This window comes from Burkholderia sp. L-4 (genome assembly GCF_056856535.1).
This window is the reverse complement of sequence record NZ_JBXEOX010000004.1, coordinates 163,222-180,475: the sequence shown is the minus strand read 5'-3', so window position 1 is coordinate 180,475 and position 17,254 is coordinate 163,222. Positions and strand designations below refer to the sequence as shown.

The 17,254-nt window shown below is 59.3% G+C and carries 15 protein-coding genes and 2 pseudogenes; 16 read left to right on the top strand and 1 reads right to left on the bottom strand.

Annotation, left to right across the window (positions count from 1 at the left end; translation table 11 throughout):
• Window positions 1-72: 72 nt before the first annotated feature.
• From tnpA to AC1VVG_RS35880, 12 genes and pseudogenes are all read left to right on the top strand, one after another.
• Window positions 73-504: an IS66-like element accessory protein TnpA gene (gene tnpA / locus AC1VVG_RS35935; RefSeq protein WP_063934034.1), complete on the top strand. Its 432-nt coding sequence runs from the start codon at window positions 73-75 to the stop codon at window positions 502-504.
• Window positions 501-848: an IS66 family insertion sequence element accessory protein TnpB gene (gene tnpB / locus AC1VVG_RS35930; RefSeq protein WP_046543747.1), complete on the top strand. Its 348-nt coding sequence runs from the start codon at window positions 501-503 to the stop codon at window positions 846-848. Before tnpA ends, tnpB (AC1VVG_RS35930) begins: the two co-directional genes overlap by 4 nt.
• Window positions 824-1,222 carry a transposase domain-containing protein gene (locus AC1VVG_RS35925; RefSeq protein ID WP_482837715.1) on the top strand — a complete coding sequence of 133 codons (399 nt, stop codon included), beginning with the start codon at window positions 824-826 and terminating at the stop codon, window positions 1,220-1,222. The genes tnpB (AC1VVG_RS35930) and AC1VVG_RS35925 overlap by 25 nt, the downstream gene beginning before the upstream one ends.
• Window positions 1,223-1,305: 83 nt before the next feature.
• Complete coding sequence (gene istA / locus AC1VVG_RS35920; protein WP_338340935.1) at window positions 1,306-2,562, top strand: IS21 family transposase; 1,257 nt, start codon at window positions 1,306-1,308, stop codon at window positions 2,560-2,562.
• The gene (istB, locus tag AC1VVG_RS35915) at window positions 2,559-3,425 is read left to right on the top strand and encodes an IS21-like element ISBcen28 family helper ATPase IstB (RefSeq protein ID WP_012732871.1); all 867 of its coding nucleotides are present in this window, start codon (window positions 2,559-2,561) and stop codon (window positions 3,423-3,425) included. Before istA ends, istB begins: the two co-directional genes overlap by 4 nt.
• An 80-nt stretch (window positions 3,426-3,505) precedes the next feature.
• A pseudogene (gene tnpC / locus AC1VVG_RS35910) lies at window positions 3,506-4,756 on the top strand (IS66 family transposase); the annotation flags it as partial.
• An 11-nt stretch (window positions 4,757-4,767) separates the two neighbouring features.
• Window positions 4,768-5,364, top strand: a complete 597-nt coding sequence (locus tag AC1VVG_RS35905; protein ID WP_045598730.1) for a plasmid pRiA4b ORF-3 family protein — start codon at window positions 4,768-4,770, stop codon at window positions 5,362-5,364.
• A gap of 55 nt (window positions 5,365-5,419) precedes the next feature.
• Entirely contained in the window at window positions 5,420-6,454 is a 1,035-nt protein-coding gene (locus AC1VVG_RS35900) for a type II secretion system F family protein (protein ID WP_482837714.1), read from the top strand.
• 206 nt (window positions 6,455-6,660) lie between these two features.
• Window positions 6,661-7,878: a hypothetical protein gene (locus AC1VVG_RS35895; protein WP_482837713.1), complete on the top strand. Its 1,218-nt coding sequence runs from the start codon at window positions 6,661-6,663 to the stop codon at window positions 7,876-7,878.
• Between the two features lie 17 nt (window positions 7,879-7,895).
• Window positions 7,896-9,041 (top strand): type II secretion system protein, encoded by a 1,146-nt coding sequence (locus AC1VVG_RS35890; RefSeq protein WP_482837712.1) that lies wholly within the window; start codon window positions 7,896-7,898, stop codon window positions 9,039-9,041.
• The gene (locus AC1VVG_RS35885; RefSeq protein WP_482837711.1) at window positions 9,038-10,141 is read left to right on the top strand and encodes a hypothetical protein; all 1,104 of its coding nucleotides are present in this window, start codon (window positions 9,038-9,040) and stop codon (window positions 10,139-10,141) included. The genes AC1VVG_RS35890 and AC1VVG_RS35885 overlap by 4 nt, the downstream gene beginning before the upstream one ends.
• Window positions 10,142-11,624: 1,483 nt before the next feature.
• On the top strand, window positions 11,625-12,353 hold the full coding sequence (locus tag AC1VVG_RS35880) for a prepilin-type N-terminal cleavage/methylation domain-containing protein (protein ID WP_482837710.1): 729 nt from the start codon (window positions 11,625-11,627) through the stop codon (window positions 12,351-12,353).
• A 198-nt stretch (window positions 12,354-12,551) separates the two neighbouring features.
• On the opposite strand, the pseudogene AC1VVG_RS35875 reads toward AC1VVG_RS35880, so the two are convergent.
• Window positions 12,552-13,418 (bottom strand): annotated as a pseudogene (locus tag AC1VVG_RS35875) (IS3 family transposase); the annotation flags it as partial.
• Between AC1VVG_RS35875 and AC1VVG_RS35870 the strand changes: the two are divergent.
• From AC1VVG_RS35870 to AC1VVG_RS35855, 4 genes are all read left to right on the top strand, one after another.
• Window positions 13,403-13,945, top strand: coding sequence for a transposase (locus AC1VVG_RS35870; RefSeq protein WP_175907237.1), 543 nt, complete (start codon window positions 13,403-13,405; stop codon window positions 13,943-13,945). The pseudogene AC1VVG_RS35875 and the gene AC1VVG_RS35870 overlap by 16 nt on opposite strands.
• The gene (gene tnpB, locus AC1VVG_RS35865; protein ID WP_121863073.1) at window positions 13,921-14,271 is read left to right on the top strand and encodes an IS66 family insertion sequence element accessory protein TnpB; all 351 of its coding nucleotides are present in this window, start codon (window positions 13,921-13,923) and stop codon (window positions 14,269-14,271) included. The genes AC1VVG_RS35870 and tnpB (AC1VVG_RS35865) overlap by 25 nt, the downstream gene beginning before the upstream one ends.
• Window positions 14,272-14,302: 31 nt before the next feature.
• Entirely contained in the window at window positions 14,303-15,868 is a 1,566-nt protein-coding gene (gene tnpC / locus AC1VVG_RS35860; RefSeq protein ID WP_175907236.1) for an IS66 family transposase, read from the top strand.
• A gap of 178 nt (window positions 15,869-16,046) precedes the next feature.
• Complete coding sequence (locus AC1VVG_RS35855; protein ID WP_482835405.1) at window positions 16,047-17,090, top strand: IS110 family RNA-guided transposase; 1,044 nt, start codon at window positions 16,047-16,049, stop codon at window positions 17,088-17,090.
• The last annotated feature ends 164 nt before the right edge of the window (window positions 17,091-17,254 follow it).

Genomic DNA, 17,254 nt, shown 5'->3' with positions numbered 1-17,254 from the left:
GTAAGCGTCATTTCGTGGCCGCATGGACAGAGCTGCAGCCGGTGTCCAAAGTGATGTCCGTTACTTCAAGTGATGGGGACTACTTTGGACACACGGGATGCGCGAGCGTCGAACCGCAAGGGCCGACCGAACTACACGCCGGAGTACCGACGGCAAGTTGCCGTCGCGGCGTGCGAGCCGGGTATTTCGGTGGCCAAGCTCGCGCAGGCGCACGGACTGAATCCCAATATGGTGTTCAAGTGGCGTCGGCAACTGCGGGCGGGCCTGTTTGAAGGTGTGGCGCACAGCACAGCGGTGTTGTTGCCTGTAGCGCTACCTGATGCACCGACCGGCGAAACGTCAGAACTGGCGTCGCTCGCTCTACAGCCTGTCGAGCCACATCGCGAGAGCGTATCGGCAGCGTCGGGCATCGAGATCGAACTGAACGGTGCCCGTGTACGCGTCACGGGCATGGTGGACCCCGTGCAGTTGCGCCTCGTGCTGCGCTGCCTGATGCCAGCATGATTGCGCCGCCAGGCGGTACCCGCGTATGGCTGGCAGCGGGCGTTACCGATATGCGCCGTGGCATGGATGGACTTGCCACGCTGGTGCAGTCAGCGCTCGGACGTGATCCCTTCTCGGGGCACATCTTCCTGTTTCGTGGGCGTCGCGGTGACCTCATCAAGATTTTATGGTGGAGCGGCGACGGCATGAACCTGTACGCGAAACGACTCGAGCGAGGACGCTTCGTGTGGCCGCAGGCGGACTCGGGAACAGTCCATCTGTCAGCTGCCCAACTGTCGATGCTGCTCGAGGGGATTGACTGGCGGCATCCAGAGCGGACGTGGCAGCCGACGCACGCCGCGTAACGCCGGGTGCGGGAACCCACAAGCGCGTGGGCTTCATTTACACTGGCTGCATGCCTGCCAACCATCTGCCCGATGACATCGCCGCCCTCAAGCGCATCGTTGCCTCGCGTGACGAGACCATTGCGCAGTTGCTGGCCGAGATCTCGAGGCTGAAGCGATGGCAGTACGGCCGCTCATCGGAGCGCATGACAGAATTGATGGACCAGCTGCAGCTCGCGCTCGGTGAGCTGCCTGTTCCTGAAGCAAATATGGCCGCACCGGCGAAGGTGCCTGATGCCGCGACTGCGGATACATCGGCTACTACGAACCTCAATTCGCTGCGCCGCAAACCGCTGTCAGCGTCGGATAGATACTCCCCACTTTCGTCGAAGTAATTTTCCCCAGTTTTTTATACGACGGCGCCGCAGTAGCGGCGCCGTCCTGTCGATCGCTGACCATATTGCCCTTGAGATCCGTCGTGGGGGTGTCGGTGGTCGAGCTGGAGGAAGTGATGACGATTCTGGAATTGCATCGGCAAGGGCTGAGTATTTCGGCCATCGCTGCTCGACTGAGTATGGATCGCAAGACCGTTCGTAAATACATCAGGAATGGCGTTCAGGCGCCGCGTTACGGTCCGCGCGCGCCGCGACCGTGCGTGGTCGATCCGTTCGTCCACTACGTCACCGAACGTGTACGCGAGTTTCCCGACCTGAGCGTCGAACGTCTGCTGCGCGAGATCCGGGCCATGGGGTATACCGGCGGCCGCACGGCGCTGGGCGACCTGGTTCGGGAAGTCCGGCCGCCGCGCCAACGCGGCTTCGAGGTGCGCTTTGAGACGCCCGCCGGTCATCAGGCTCAAGTGGATTTCGCGCACTTCAATGTCGAGCTCGATGACGCGCCCGGCCAGCGGCGTTCGATCTGGCTGTTCTCGATCGTGCTTGGGCACAGCCGCTATCTCTGGGGACGTTTCGTCGAGCATCAGGACCTGCAGACCGTCCTGCGCTGCCACATGGAAGCGTTCGAGCACCTCGGCGGCGCTCCGCGCGAGATTCTGTACGACCGGATGAAGGCGGCCGTGCTGGGCGAAGTCGAGAAGCACATCGTCTACAACGCGAAGCTGGTCGCGTTTGCGCAGCACTACGGCTTCGCGCCGCGCGCCTGCAAGGCGTATCGCGCCAAGACCAAGGGCAAGGTCGAGCGGCCGTATCGCTATATCCGGCAGGACTTCTTCCTGGCGCGCCGCTTCCAGAACCTCGCCGACCTGAACCGCCAACTGCGCGAGTGGCTCGACACGGTTGCCAATGTCCGCGTGCACGGCACCACGCACCGCGTCGTCGCTCAGCACTTCAGTGAGGAGCGTCCTACGCTGCAGGCGTTGCCGGCCGGCACCTTCAACGGCGTGATCCGGCTTGAGCGGCGCGTGAGCCACGAAGGTCTCGTCTCGGTCGGTGGCAACTACTACAGCGTGCCCGATCGTACGCGCAAGCGCGTGCTCGACGTCCACAGTCTGGCTCACGAGATCCGTATCTACGAGGACGGTGAACTGCTGGCGGTGCATCCCGTGTTGGAAGGCCGGCGACGAACCTCGCTGTTGCCCGGTCATCGGCGTGCAAACCAGCGTAAGCAGCCGGCACGGCACCCCGTGCCATCGGTGACGGCGAGCGTGGCTCGCCGGCCCTTGTCGTTCTATGACCAGGTCGCAAGACGTCTCGCAGAAGCCGGGAGGACCGCATGAACAGCATGCCTGCCTCGACACTGGAGCGCATCCGGCGCTATCTCGTCGGCCTGCGCATGCCGCGCGCGCTCGAAACGCTGGATGCCACCCTGAACCGCTTCGAGCAAGGCGACAGTTCGATGCTCGAAGTGCTGGAAACGTTGCTGGGCGAGGAGTTCACGACACGCGAAACACGCCGCATCCGGATGGCGCTGCAGACCGCGCGGCTCGGCACGATCAAGACGCTGGCCGGCTACGACTTCAGCTTCCAGCCGAGCCTGGATCGCGATCGCATCATGACGCTTGCGCAACTCGAGTTCATCGAACGACGGCAGACCGTTCACTTCCTGGGGCCGCCCGGCACGGGCAAGTCGCACCTGTCCATTGCGCTGGGCGTGGAAGCCGTGCGCGCGGGCAAGAGCGTCTACTTCGGCTCGCTGGCCGAGATCGTGAACTCGATGGCCAAGGCCGAACGGGAAGGCAACCTGGCGCAGCGCGTGCGCTTCCTTGCCCGTAACAGCCTGCTCATCGTCGACGAGATCGGCTACCTGCCCATCGGCTCCAACGGCGGCAACCTGTTCTTCCAGCTCGTCAACGCCTGCTACGAGCGCTGCGCGATCATCCTGACGTCCAATCGCAGCTTCGGTGAATGGGGCGACGTGTTCGGCGACAGCGTGGTGGCCGCGGCGTTGCTCGACCGGCTGCTGCACCACGCGATCGTCGTGCAGATCGAAGGCACATCGTACCGCCTGCGAGAACACGCCGATCTGCTGCCGGACCATCTGCGCAACCGTCCGTCTTCCCTGAACCCCGTGCCCGCTGAACCGGCTCGCCGGCGCCCGGGCCGCCCCCGAAGGAACCCATTCGATCACGTCGCCGGCTGATCACCGTCCGAACAGGGTGGGGAATTTTACTTCGACACTTCTGGGGAAATTACGTCCGAGGTTGACAACCGCGGCACTTCCCTGCCCATTTGCCTCGCGATACGGTTGTTCATACGCCAACGAGCTGCGGATGCCCGGAATGCGGCAAACAGATGCGCGCGCTCGGCGAAGACGTCTCGGAGGTGCTCGACTATGTACCCGGCTACTTCAAGGTACTGCGTCACGTACGTCCGAAGCTGAGCTGCCCGCGCTGTGCTGCAGTGGTACAGGAGCCAGCACCTTCGCGACCGATAGCGCGCTCGATGGCGGGTGCCGGGCTGCTCGCACAGGTCGTCGTCGCGAAGTACGCTGACCATACGCCGCTGTACCGGCAGGCCGGCATCTATCGCCGCGCCGGCATCGAACTGGATCGCGCGACACTGGCTTCGTGGGTGCGTGAAGCAGCGGCGCTACTGCAGCCGCTGTCTGATGCACTCGGCCGTTACGTGCGCGACGCAGACAAGATTCATACCGACGACACGCCCGTGCCTGTGCTGGAGCCGGGGCGTGGCAAGACACGCACAGCGCGCCTGTGGACCTATGTGCGGGATGACCGCCCTGCGGCAAGCCGCGCGCCACCAGCAGTCTGGTACAGGTACTCACCCGATCGCAAAGGTGAGCGACCTCGAGAACATCTTGCGGGCTACACGGGAATCCTGCAGGCAGATGCCTTCAGCGGATATGACGCGCTGTATCGTGACGGCACGGTCATCGAGGCCGGGTGCTGGGCCCATGCGCGGCGCAAGTTCTACGACATATACAAACTGGACAGCTCACCGATTGCCGAAGAAGCACTGCACCGCATCGGGGCGCTGTATGTTGTTGAGCGCGAGGTTCGCGGCCAGACGCCGAACGTGCGCCTGTCTGCGCGTCAGCAGCGCTCGGCCCCATTGCTCGCTGAGCTGAAGGCCTGGCTCGAACACACGCTGTCACTGGTCTCGGCGAAGTCGGGGCTGGCGAAGGCGATTAGATACTCGCTGGGGCACTGGCACGCTCTCACACGCTATTGCGAAGACGGGCGCGTCGAGGTGGACAACAATACGGCGGAGCGCGCGATCAGGCCGCTGGTTCTCGGCAGGCGCAATTATCTGTTCGCAGGCTCCGACGGCGGTGGCCAAAGCGCGGCGGTGATCTATAGCCTGATCGGTACGGCGCGCCTGAACGGCATCGAGCCGTTTGCCTACCTGCGCACGGTGTTTGAGCGCATCGCCGATCATCCCATCAACCGCATCGACGAGTTGCTGCCGTGGCACCTGATGCCGACTGCACACATCGAACAGCAAGCCGCCTGAGAATCAATCCGATGGTCCAACCCCGCAAACCTGCCGTGCGCCTGGTCAAGGCGCCAGTCCCCGATTACGTACTGCGCGTTGAGCTGAAGTACATCAAGCCGGCGATCTGGCGACGAATCGTCGTTCCCGGCTCGATCCGGCTGGGCAAGCTGCATGTCGTGCTGCAACTGGCCATGGGCTGGGAAGGCGGGCACCTGCACGAGTTCGTCTTCGGCGAAACCAACTATGGTGAACCTGATGACTTCGGATTCCAGAGCGATCCACCAATGCTCAATGAAGCACGGGTCACACTGTCGAAGGCGCTCGGCGGGCTGAAGTCATTCACCTATATCTACGACTACGGTGACAACTGGCAGCATCGGATCAAAGTCGAGAAGGCGCTGGTGCCTGATCCAGACATGCGCCGGCCGATGTGCCTGGACGGGCAGAATGCGTGTCCACCGGAAGACGTCGGGGGAGTGCCAGGATATGCCGACTTCCTCGGAGCGATCACCGATCCGACGCACGAGGAGCACGACCACTTCCTCGAGTGGTGTGGCGGCAGCTTCGATCCCGCCGCCTTTGATCTCGTGCTCGCGAATCAGCGCCTCTCAGAGGTCAAGTTCTGATCGTCAAGACGGCCTCAGATTGACGCTTACGGTTAAGTCAAGGGATCTGGCCGGCTTGTTGCGGGATCTGGCCGTGATGACAGCCGCGGGTGTGCCCATCCTGGAATCGATCGCCAGTACTGCCGACAAGGACGCTCAAAATGCCGATCCCGCAGTGGCCCGCGTAGGGCGCAGACTGCTCGAGGACCTAGAGGCTGGTGATACCGTGAGCCAGGCTTTCGCGCGACAACCGGCAGTATTCCCCGAGACTGTGCGCAGCCTTGTCGCCATTGGCGATGAAACCGGCTCGATGGACAAGATGCTGATGGAGGCGTCTGACCATATTGATAGGGTCATCGGAATGAAGGCCAACGCCATGCAGGCGTTGATCTATCCGATGTTCGTGTTTTTATCGATTTTCGGAGCGGCCGCGTTCTGGATCTACTACGTAATCCCGAATTTGTCCAGCTTGTTTAAGCAAATGAACGTTCCACTTCCGGCATTGACCGTGGCCGTGCTAGCCATTGCGGACTGGATCACACCACATGCGATTGAGGTGGGCTTGTGCGTTTTCGTGTGTTCGAGCGCGTGTGTGATCGCGTGGCGCACCAGCACTGGTGTACAGCGAGCGGTTTATGCAATCCTGCATCGCTTACCCATTAGCCGGACCCTGCTGACGTCGTCCGGCCTAGCGTTCTTTTCGGAATATTTGGCAATTCTGGTTCATGCGGGTATCGGCATCGTTGAGAGCCTGCTGATTATGGAGCAAACGGTCAAGGACCTCTTTTATCGAGACCGCCTAGTTGCCATGCGTCAGTTCGTCGAGCGCGGGGACCGTGTGTCGGCAGCCATGCGGCAGGTGGGGGGATTCCCCGCCATGATGACACGCATGATTAGCGTAGGGGAGGAGACCGGAACCTTGGATCGTCAACTTAGTCATTTGGCCATGGAGTACCGAATCCGCTTTACGCGTGTCATCGCCATGTTGTCGGAAATCATGCAGCCCTTGGTGATTGTGCTGGCAGGTGGATTGTTCATCGTCATGATTATGGCCCTGCTGCTGCCCGTGTACGATCTGGTCCGGCAAACCATGTCAGCGCATTATTCCTGATTCATGTACCGGTCAGCCTTCCGTAGACATCTTCGAGCCATAGTTTATGGCAACCATCTCGGACAAAGTATCTGCGAGATATCTCATCTCGCAAGATATAAGCGCTAATGGCAGATTTATTCGAGTAATTCGTGATGAAACAAATTAGAGGATCCGGGCACGTCACGGCACGACTTGCTAGACAAAAAGGCTTCGGATTGGTCGGCATGTCCGCATTGCTGGTTATGCTTGCCGGTAGCGTAATCATCGGCTATCTCACAAATCGTTCCGACATACTGAATCATTCAATTCAGGATGAGCGCGCTGCGTTACGCTGGGCCGATAGCTTAGTAAAGGACTACGCGTCCAGATATGGGCGCCTGCCATGCGCCGCGTCAACACGCTTGGGAGTGGAAGATTGCGGGGTTCAAGAGGGGTGGTTGCCAGCGAAAACACTGCTGAACACCACAATTGTATATCCAGGCAGTCTTACAGCGGCTATGCAGCAGGTCCGCTATGCTCCTAATAAGGGCAACGGCGGCAGCCCCGATCTGACAAGCTCGCCTGCCGGACAATTCATTCCGGCCGTCGGTCCGATCGTACCTGGGGCAAACGATAGCACTCTAGGGAGGGGAATTGCGGGCGCCCAGATAAATCCTATGAGTGCCTATATGGCCAAGCCAAGCGGTGCAGATTTTTGTCAACAACTCCAAAATACCGCTCTGGGTTCCGAAGGCGTCTCGGTCGTTCTGAGTCAATCTCTCGGCCCATGGAGCGTTCTACCGGTTGCGGGTACCGTGGCCTACAAGCTTAGCGTATCAGCCCAGTCCAGTGCGCAGTCGGCCGCTGATCTCTATACAGCGTTTCAATGTGAGTCGGTGAATGCATCGCTCAGCGTGATGGCCACGACGGCCGCGCTCAGTGAGCCAGGCGGCACTATCCTGGGACTGAGGCAGGCCTTGATTAACGGGCCCAGTGGATGGGCGGATGACAACGGCCCGGGTTCCTCTGGACCGCACGACTGGGGATCGTTCCACTGGATGACAACGGTACTGGTTCCTCAGTTGATCGTGCTCGACTGGATCTTTACCGGTGTGCGTGCTTCGCAAGGGATGACTGAATTTGCCAAGCGAGACAGCTCTTTGACAGCTCTAGCTATGCCATGGTTCGCGATTCAGGCCGCAGCTTCGCTTCAGTTCTATAACCTTGCCGAGACGCGTCGAATTGTCGATCTGGGCGCACAAGCGTTGGCGTCGATAAACGACACTATCTATCTCGGCCAGTATCAATTGCTGCTGGACAAGCTCTGGGGATTCCAGCCTTGGGGAATGCCAGATTCAAACTCGGGAGTTTCACCAGCCGACGACGCGGTTCAAAAGGCTACCGAGATGGGCTTCACTTGGGAAATTGGTCCCACCGTTACAGGTACCGTGAACGCGAAATAACCGTGAGTAAAAACCACATGAACGACCAAGCAGCAGTGAGTCTCTGCCAACATCGGGCCAGCAACCGTGCCGCACAGAGGGGGTTCAGCTTGCTGGAGGCTGCTTTAGCAGTCGTGGTCACCGGTATTCTGTCTGTGGTGCTGCTTCCATTTATACGCTCCAGTGCTCCTGTGCCTCCGGATAGGCAAGTCCAAGACGAGCTGAACGAAGTACACCAGGCCGTCATCGGCTATGCGCTGAATCGGTATGTGCTGCCGTCCACGCAAGGGTGGATCGACCTGGTCATGCTCGGCCTGTCCGACAGAAAAATGTCCGTGTGGTATGCCGTTGACAGCCGCTTGGTGTCTGCAGGGGCCGGTCTGTACACTCCTGATCCCAATCAACATATGCCTCAGTATGTAAGCAGCACCGGACAGCGCTCCAGTTGGCCGACTAACCCTTCGGCATCCCGGCTTAATTTATGCGCCGCTCTGAGTGCTGCTGCACGGTCGCCACAACTGCGTGTCGCTGGTGTTCCAGCGGCCTTTGTGGTGCAAATTTCACCGGACCGCAATACGCTGCCGCCTGATCTGTCAATGTTGCCCGGCAGCCCGCAAGCACAAGCTCAGCTCGCTCGCGGCATCGGGTTACGTGCTATTGGTTTGGGGGAAATGGAAGGATGGTTACGCTGCCCCGAGGTGATCACGCGCGCTGGTAGCACCGCGCAAAAGATCGTAGCCAGTCAAGGCATGGTGCAAGTCGCGCAAAGCTTAGCTCGTTTCCGCGAGCTTCAATTCCAGCGCGCGCAACAGTCACTGTTCAGTGACGATTTCCAGATAGCTATTCGCGCAGGCTTGCTGGCCAATCTGGCCGCGGATCTCGTCAGCACGCTGATTCAAACAACGATGGCTATTCCAGACGCTATCGATGGGACGAATCCAGCGGCCGTGATCGGGCTGGTAAATGTCATTGTTGCTGACGTCGTCTTGATCGGTTATATCGGCCTACAATTCCAAATTGTTAGCACAATCGATCCGGGTATGAGTAAAACGAACAGCGATATAGCCTCTCTCAAAAATGCTCAGACCGCCATTGTGAGCGCGCGGAATTACGTCACGCAACTTCAGAAAATGCAACAAGAAGCACAAAATCGCCTTCAGAAACAAATTGAGGGTAGGTTATGAGAAACTCCCAGAGGCATCAGCGCAATCGAGGGTTTGGCACGATTGAGGCAGCGCTGGTCGTTGCACTTGCGGGCTTGCTTGTCGTCGGCTTGCTTGTTCTAAACCAGATGACCCGCAATCAGGAGACTCGTTCCGAGCGCAGTGTCATACTTGAACGTGCAAACGTCGCGCTAATAGCCTATCTCTTTGAGCATGGCTCGCTTCCCTGCCCAGCGGCGGACACTAGTGGCGTTGCACCCCCAACCTGCAGCGCGACCGCCAACGGTTACGTTCCATATCAGACGCTGGGCCTGCCCGAAGCCACAACCGGCCAGATTCGATACACAGTGCACCCATATCCCAAACGCGGGACCGGAGACGTAGCACTCGCAACGGGCGTCGGCAATCACATCGACGTGCTCGCTATGCGGCCAAATCAGATCCAAATAAATCAGGTTCATGTGGTGCCGGCGACGCAATTCGCGGCTCAGCCATCCAAAATCCTGCAAGTATGTGCACTGCTTACTGCTCCAAGGACTGCGGGTACGTCAGTTGATCCTGCCTATTCTCTGCAAATTGGAGCGTCCACCCTAAAAAATACAAAGGCTAGTGATTCGACCCAAGCACTGAACCGCACGTTCGCCGAGCTGGCGCAGGATCTTGACTGCCCCGAACAAGTAGCATCCTTCGCACGTACGCCTTTCAATACACTGCTCAGCGCCCAGATGTTGCTGCTTGCGCTTGCGGATTACCAAATCCTGTTGAGGTTGCTCCAGCAGTCAACCACGACCGACTTGATCAACAATGCAACGCCTTTGCTTGTGACAGGCCCGGCCAAAGTCGGAGCGAAAGTTATGAACTTGCTGATTGAGCAAGGTAATTGTGCACGCGCTGACGCACCCAGTTGTGCCGGCGTGCCATTCGCTGTCGTGGACTTGACTACCGAAAGCATTTACGAGGCGTTTAATGCAATTAAAATGATCCGATATGGATTTAACGAGTATTATTCTGCCATCGACAATGTCATTCTGTCAGATCAAATCATGGCCGGCTTGGCTATTCAAATCGATGAAATACAGCGACATGCGACAAGCGGGCTACTTGATAGTCCCTACCTTTAACATGCCTGTTCGAGTTAAACGGCTCAAAGCAGTGCCCGAGATCAATGTGGTGAATAAGCTTGTTGAGTAATTTTATTTTGAAGACATTGCGAATGCATGGCATATATCGGAAGCTTCGAACCTACGCGACGCGAGTTGCGACTAGACGAAGTGGAGATTCGACCGTGGAACAGCTGGCCTTGAGTTGCCGTCATCGGGACATTAGGACACGCGCCGTTGGGCTGGTGCTGCGGACAATCAGTGTGCGTGCGCCTGGGGTGATTACGCGACTCGGCGTGAGTGTGCAATCGCCGCAGCTGGCGGCCGGTGACGGTCGGCCGTGCTCGTTTCGGATAACACTAGCGTCCGTCACGGCATTGATGAAGCAAGGCGGCAACGCTGGCTGATCGAGGCACCATGACGTTCTGTTTTACTTACTCAGCTATAGCCCCGAACTCAACATGAGCGAGATCGTCCGTCGGTAATTGAAGTATAGATGACGTTGCTTCGTCGCTTGGATCAAGGAAACCATTGACGCCGAACTTGCAAGGCCGCTATATGGCTCCGTTTTCTCGCGAGTTTCCCGTGAACGCTTGCTCCGTGCTGTACGAGAGTGCTGTCCCCATTAACACGAAGGCAAGGCTAACCTCGACTATTCCGATATGCGCAGTGAGGAGGCGGTCAGGCCGATTATCAACGACGAATTGTGGGCATTGAACGAACTACTTTTGCCATAAGCAGCGCCGTGGCGATTCCGGTGTTGTGGGCCCAAACTCGTAGCCGATCTTGCTGCGCCGACCGGAATACTTTTCGTACTCGAAAGCGGAATTCCCTCGAACGATCTAGCTGCCAAGATGGGCTGCGTATCGGACATCAGGTGCGAGCACTGCCTGCTGGACTGAAAACAGGTCAGCGTCCGGGATCGGATCCAGGAAATGCGGCTTCCGAGGCCGCGTGCCGCCGATCGAATCGATTCTTCGTGCGTTGTCACCGCTTCCGACTTTGTTCGAGCAGTTGGGGCAGTAGAAGAACTGGGACAAACTCTACCGATCGTGCGCGAACCGGTTCCAAGCGACAAATAGTTGCCGGCGCCACTGGCGCCTCGCTTGTCGCTACCCTGTATAGCTTAATGTCTGCGACGCCACGCAATTGTTGATGCTGATCGATGCGATTGTGTTGGCTCCGTCGCCAGCGATTGCAGAAGATGCGTGATGTCTATCCCGATCGTGTCTCCGATTCGGAGCGGCATCGAGGCACGTTGCGCTATCGAGGTGTTGCGGCGGAGATTGCCAGATGCCGTAGTGAACATGGTAGCTGCCTTAGCAAGTATCGCCGGATCGTTGAATGCGCCGATGTAGCAGCACGGATTCCGCCGTCTTCGTGTACGTCCAAGCGTCGCGCCTATACCCGTAAGGGTCCCCAGTCGCCTGTTGCCTGACCTGCCGACGATCAATTCAGCGATCAGACAACACTTATTTGAAGCACTCTCCAAGTCTACTGCCCCATGATGACCACCCATGAACCTCAGCCCGAGCGTGCCCGGCGTTCGCATCGCGGCTTTACGCTCATCGAACTTTCGATCGTCCTGATTGTCGTCGCGATTTTGGCCAGCGTCGCGGTTGTTGGTGGCGATGTATATCGCAACGCAGTAGGCGTAAAGATATACAGTGAATTTATACAAGGCTGGATCAGCGCTTTCGACACGTATGTGACTCGTACCGGCGGAACGCTACCGGGTGACGATCCTACGACGCCGACGGGCTTTGTTAATGCGCATCCGATCAGTCTGAGCTCGAATACGGGATGGTTATGTGACGGCACGGCCGCACCCTCGCTAAGTCAGGCAATGCTTCAGGCCGGCGTCACGCTTCCGATAGGTCGTGGACCCGGTAGGGCGAGTACCTATGTTTATCAAGACAAAGCCGGTCTTGCCCATGAACTTCGAGTATGTCTTGGCACCGTGACGGATTGGTCCATCTTGGCCCCCGGCGGCACTACCCTTGCAACCAAAACGGTCCTGCGGGTGACGGGCTTGACACCCGATCTGGCTCGGCAGTTAAGCAGCATGCTCGATGGCCGTGTCGACGCAGGACTTGGCACGTTGCGTGAGGAGCGCAGTCGGGCTAGTGGGCGAAGTGTGAACTGGAGCAGTGATGCGACGCAGGATATCAATGGAGGTTCCAACGCCGAATTCCAGAGTCAGGAGCTGGTCGCAAATCTCGTACTTAATTAGGGAAATCGTTCGGAAATCGGAAGCGAGCGTTTCATAAACTCGAGAAGCAGGTCAGCTCATGCTGCCCCCCCCCCCCGCGGTTGCTATAAATTGGCATGCGGTCTTTTAACGACGCCCATCAGAGGTTGGGAGTGGCAGTGACCCTGCCTCGATTCCACGTACAGCAAGAAGTTTGATAACTTTGACCCTGAACCAGAATTAGTCCCGGTCGGAAGTGGAGATTTCCGGCTTGGTTGAGTTGTCAGGCGAGGCGGATTCCCTTGCCTGACGGGCGAATTCTGCGGGTGTCATCCACTGCAATGCGGAGTGGGGACGAACCTCGTTATAGTACGTGCGCCAGTCGTCGATTTTGCTCTGCGCGTCGGCCAATGACAAGAACCAATGTGCGTTCAGACACTCCTGCCGGAAGCGCCCGTTGAAGCTTTCGACCTTGGCGTTGTCAGTGGGCGTGCCCGGCCGGCTGAAATCCAGTTCAACGCCATGTTCATAGGCCCAGCGATCCATTGCCTTCGAAATGAACTCGCTGCCATTGTCGACCTTGATCGTGGCGGGGTGCCCGCGCAGGGAAGTAATACGCGTCAGCGCTTCGACTACATGCTCCCCCGTCAGACTTTGCCCGACCTCGATGGCCAGGCATTCCCGGGTGTAGTTGTCGACGACGGTCAGTGTCCGTAGACGTCTCCCGTCGAACAGTGCATCCGCAACGAAATCCATGCTCCAGATTTCGTTGATCGCGGTCACGATATGCTTGGGCTGTCGCAGCCGAGCCGATTTGTTACGTCGTGGTCGCTTATGCCGCAGTGAAAGGCCCTCCGCCCGATACAGCCTGTAGACGCGCTTGCAGTTATCTCGCCAGCCTTCCCGTCGCAGGACCACGTGAACGCGCCGATACCCATAGTGCACGCGCGTGGCGGTGATTTCCTTGATACGCATGAGCAGCGCCGACGAATCGCGCGCAACCGACTGATACCGATACAGCGAACGAGACATGCCAAACAACGGTAAGCCGTCAATAAACGACGCCCTACCAATGGTAGGCATAAGGTCAGATGCTAAGTGTCCGCGTGGACACATGCACTCAGACCATGATGACAGAGAAACAGGACCTTCGAAGCAGACTGGTAGTTGGCCAACGACGGGATGGCCGGCGGGAATTTGATGAAGATGCCGTGCGGGAGCTGGTCGAGTTTTGCCTGAAGCCGGGGGTATCGATCGCCCGGGCGGCTATGGACCATGACGTCAATCCGAATCAGTTGCGCCGCTGGATCTCGCGCCATCAGCAGCATACGCTGCAAACCCCAACGAGGCCGGACCCGCTGGTGATCGACGGCGTATCGATCGACATTCCGGGCACTGCCCGTCGGGTTCCGATGAGTGAAGCGCGGGCATTCGTTCCTGTCGTCACGACTGCGTCGACCGTGCCTGCCGTTTCCCCAGTACTGCCACCAGCCCCGTCGTTGATGGCGCTCTCGTTACATGTGCGCTTGTCCAATGGTGTCGAATTTGATCTCGGCGAGGCGAGTGTCGATGAGCTGGCCACGGTGATCCAGATGCTCGGGAGGCTGCCGTGTTCCGGTTCGACGAAGAGCTGAAGGTTTATCTGCATCGCGATCCAGTCGACTTCCGCATGGGCATCAACGGGTTGTCGATTCTGGTCGAACAGGCGATGCGCCTGAATCTGATGACCTCGGCGCTGTTCGTGTTCGGCAACCGACGACGCGATCGCATCAAGATTCTCGGCTGGGGCGGCAACGGCTTCTGGTTGCTGCTCAAGCGACTCGAAGCCGACCGCTTCGTCTGGCCGAACGGAGGCGACACGATCACGCTCAGCGCTGAGCAGTTGCACTGGCTGCTCGACGGAATCGACCTGGCCGTGATCCAGAAGCATCCCCAGCGATATTACGCGCGGATGAGCTGAACACGACGAGGGCGACATGGTCTAACCGGCCATGCCGAACAATCCCGTCATGTTGAGCGCCGAGGAGTACGAGGCGCTGATTGCCGCGAGCGCCGAACGCGATGCGCTGCGCGGTGAGCTTCGACTCGTGACGGCTCAGCGCGATCTGGCCGAGGAGAAACTGCGGGCCTACAAGCACGAACTGTTCGGCGCATCGAGCGAAGCGCGCCATGCTGACCAGCTCGGTCTGTTCAACGAAGCCGAGGCGCTGGCGACGACTACCGACGCGCCCGCGCGCGAGGATATGCCCGGCACATCGGTCGCCGCTCACACGCGCGGCAAGCGTGGGCGCAAACCACTCGATCCGAACCTGCCGCGCGAGGTCGTGCGACACGAGTTGCCCGAGTCCGAACGGTTCTGCGCGCATGATGGCCATGCTCTCGTCGAGATCGGCGTGGAAACGAGCGAACAGCTCGACGTGATTCCCGAGCAAGTGTGCGTCGTTCAGCACCAACGGGTCAAATACGCGTGCCCATGCTGCGATCTCGGTATCAAGGTCACGCCCGCACCGGCGCGTATCATCCCTCGCGGGCTGCTCACGGAATCCGCGCTGGCGTGGATCATCACCGGCAAGTACCAGTACGGCATGCCGCTGTATCGCCAGGCCACGCTGCTGCGTCGCTTCGGCGGCGCCATCTCGTCGAACACGCTGGCCGCCAGCGTAGTGCGGGTGGGGCTCGCCACGCAGCCGGTGATCAATCTGATGCGCGACGCGCTGCTCGAATCGGACCTGATCTACGGCGACGAGACAACGTTCCAGGTGCTGAAGGAGCCGGGACGAAGGCCGCAGGCGAAGAGTTACCTGTGGGCGCAGGTCAACAGCTCGGGGCCGCCTGTGCGGATGTTCTCGTACTCGCCGGGGCGCGGCGCCCAGCATGCGCAGAAGCTCTATGCCGGCGTGCAGCCTGGCACCGTGCTGATGACTGACGGGTACGAGCTCTACAACGGCATCGCCCACGATCACCAGCTCGTGCATCTCGGATGCTGGGCACACGTGCGCCGCGGCTTCATCAAGGCCGAGGAGTCGGTGCCGAAGGCGGCACGCTCGCCGGACCTACTGGCGACGCGCTTCGTCGTGCTGATCGGCAAGCTGTTCGCGGCCGAGGCGCGCAGCGCGAAGTGGAAGTCTGAACGCCGGCAGCGACTGCGTGCCCGGTACAGCGCCCGCGTGCTCACCATCATCGAGCGCATGCTGGTCGAGCATCTGCCAGGCGTCGTGCCGTCGAGTCTGCTCGGCAAGGCATTGCAGTACATGAGCGGACAGTGGCCCAAGCTGGTCCGCTACGTCGGTAACGGCAACTGGCCGATCTCGAACAACCTGTGCGAGAACGCGATCCGGCCGTTCGTCGTCGGCCGCAAGGGCTGGCTGTTCTCCGATACTGTCGCCGGCGCGCAGGCCAGTGCCAACCTGTACTCCCTCGTCGAGACGTGCAAGGCGAACGGCATCGAGCCGTATCGCTATCTGGTCTGGCTGTTCACCAGGTTGCCGCTCGCTGCAACTGCCGACGACTACGCCGATCTCATGCCTTGGAGAATGCCTGCTGCCCTCAACCACTGAGGGGCGTCGTTAAAAGACCGCGTACAAACAACGCGCAAGTCTTCGTCAGGCTGGTTCGATAGCGATCACGCAATTCATCGATCAACATGCGCCGACGGGCAGGCTTCAGAGCTAATAGGATGGTCCGCCCCTCCCTGAAGGGGGATACTGAAGCCCCCGAAACCGTCGGAGAATGATCATGCGTATCGTTTCTCACAGCTGCGCCGTCTACGGCGTCGACCTGGGTAAGACGACGTTTCACATCGCCGGAGCCGACCAGCATGGACGGCCCACCCTGAGAATCAAGCTTCGTCGCGACGCCTTGCTACAGTTCTTTGCAACCGCGTCTCCCGCGCTCGTGGGCATGGAGGCCTGTCCGGGATCCCATTGGCTGGCAAGGAAACTGATCGCGTTCGGCCACGACGTCAAGTTGATACCGGCCCAATTCGTCAAGCCCTACCTGAAGTCGAACAAGAATGACACGCTCGACGCCGAGGCAATCGCCGAAGCAGTAACACGCCCAACGATGCGCTTCGTCCCTGTCAAACGCCACGAGCAACTTGACATGCAAGCGCTGCACCGCGTGCGTGCCCAATTCGTTCATCAGCGCACGGCCCTAGTGAGTCAGTTTCGCTGCTTTCTGCTCGAATACGGCATCGCAATCCACACCGGTATCGGCATGTTTCGACGCGATGCGACTCGCATTCTCGCGGACGATTCCAACGATCTGACGCCGACGATGCGACAGCTGCTGACGGATCTGTGGTCGGACTTCCTGCGTATTGACGAGCGCGTCACCGCACTTTCCGGTCAGATCGAAGCCTCTGCCAAGCACGATGACGTTGTACAGCGCCTCACGACGATTCCGGGAATTGGCCCGCTTGGGGCAAGCGCTTTGTGCGCAGCCATTGGAAATGGCAAGCAATTCCGCAGCGGACGTGACTTGGCTGCATGGATCGGCCTCGTTCCGCGTCAGCATACGACCGGCGGCAAGCCTACGCTCTTGGGCATCAGCAAACGCGGCAATACGTACCTGCGCCGCTTACTTGTATTGGGCGCTCAGTCCTGTCTGATGCATCTGGATCGCTCAAGAGATCGGCTCGGGCGATGGCTGGATACGCTCGAGAGCAGGATGCATCACAACAAGGTCGTGATAGCGCTGGCGAACAAACTTGCTCGCGTCGCGTGGGTTGTACTCACGCGCCCGGGCGCCCTGTACGAAAAAATGGATCCACGCTTCTAGAACCGAATCGACTTCAAGTTTGCAGGGACGTGGAATCGAGATGACGCAACAGTTGACTGGCGTGTCGTAAGCCTTGGTCAAAAAAGCGGGCTAGCAAGTCCGAACCAGCTTATTAGGAACGGTACGCGCAGATCTCATCATGGCCTGAACGCCAAAAGCGTTCG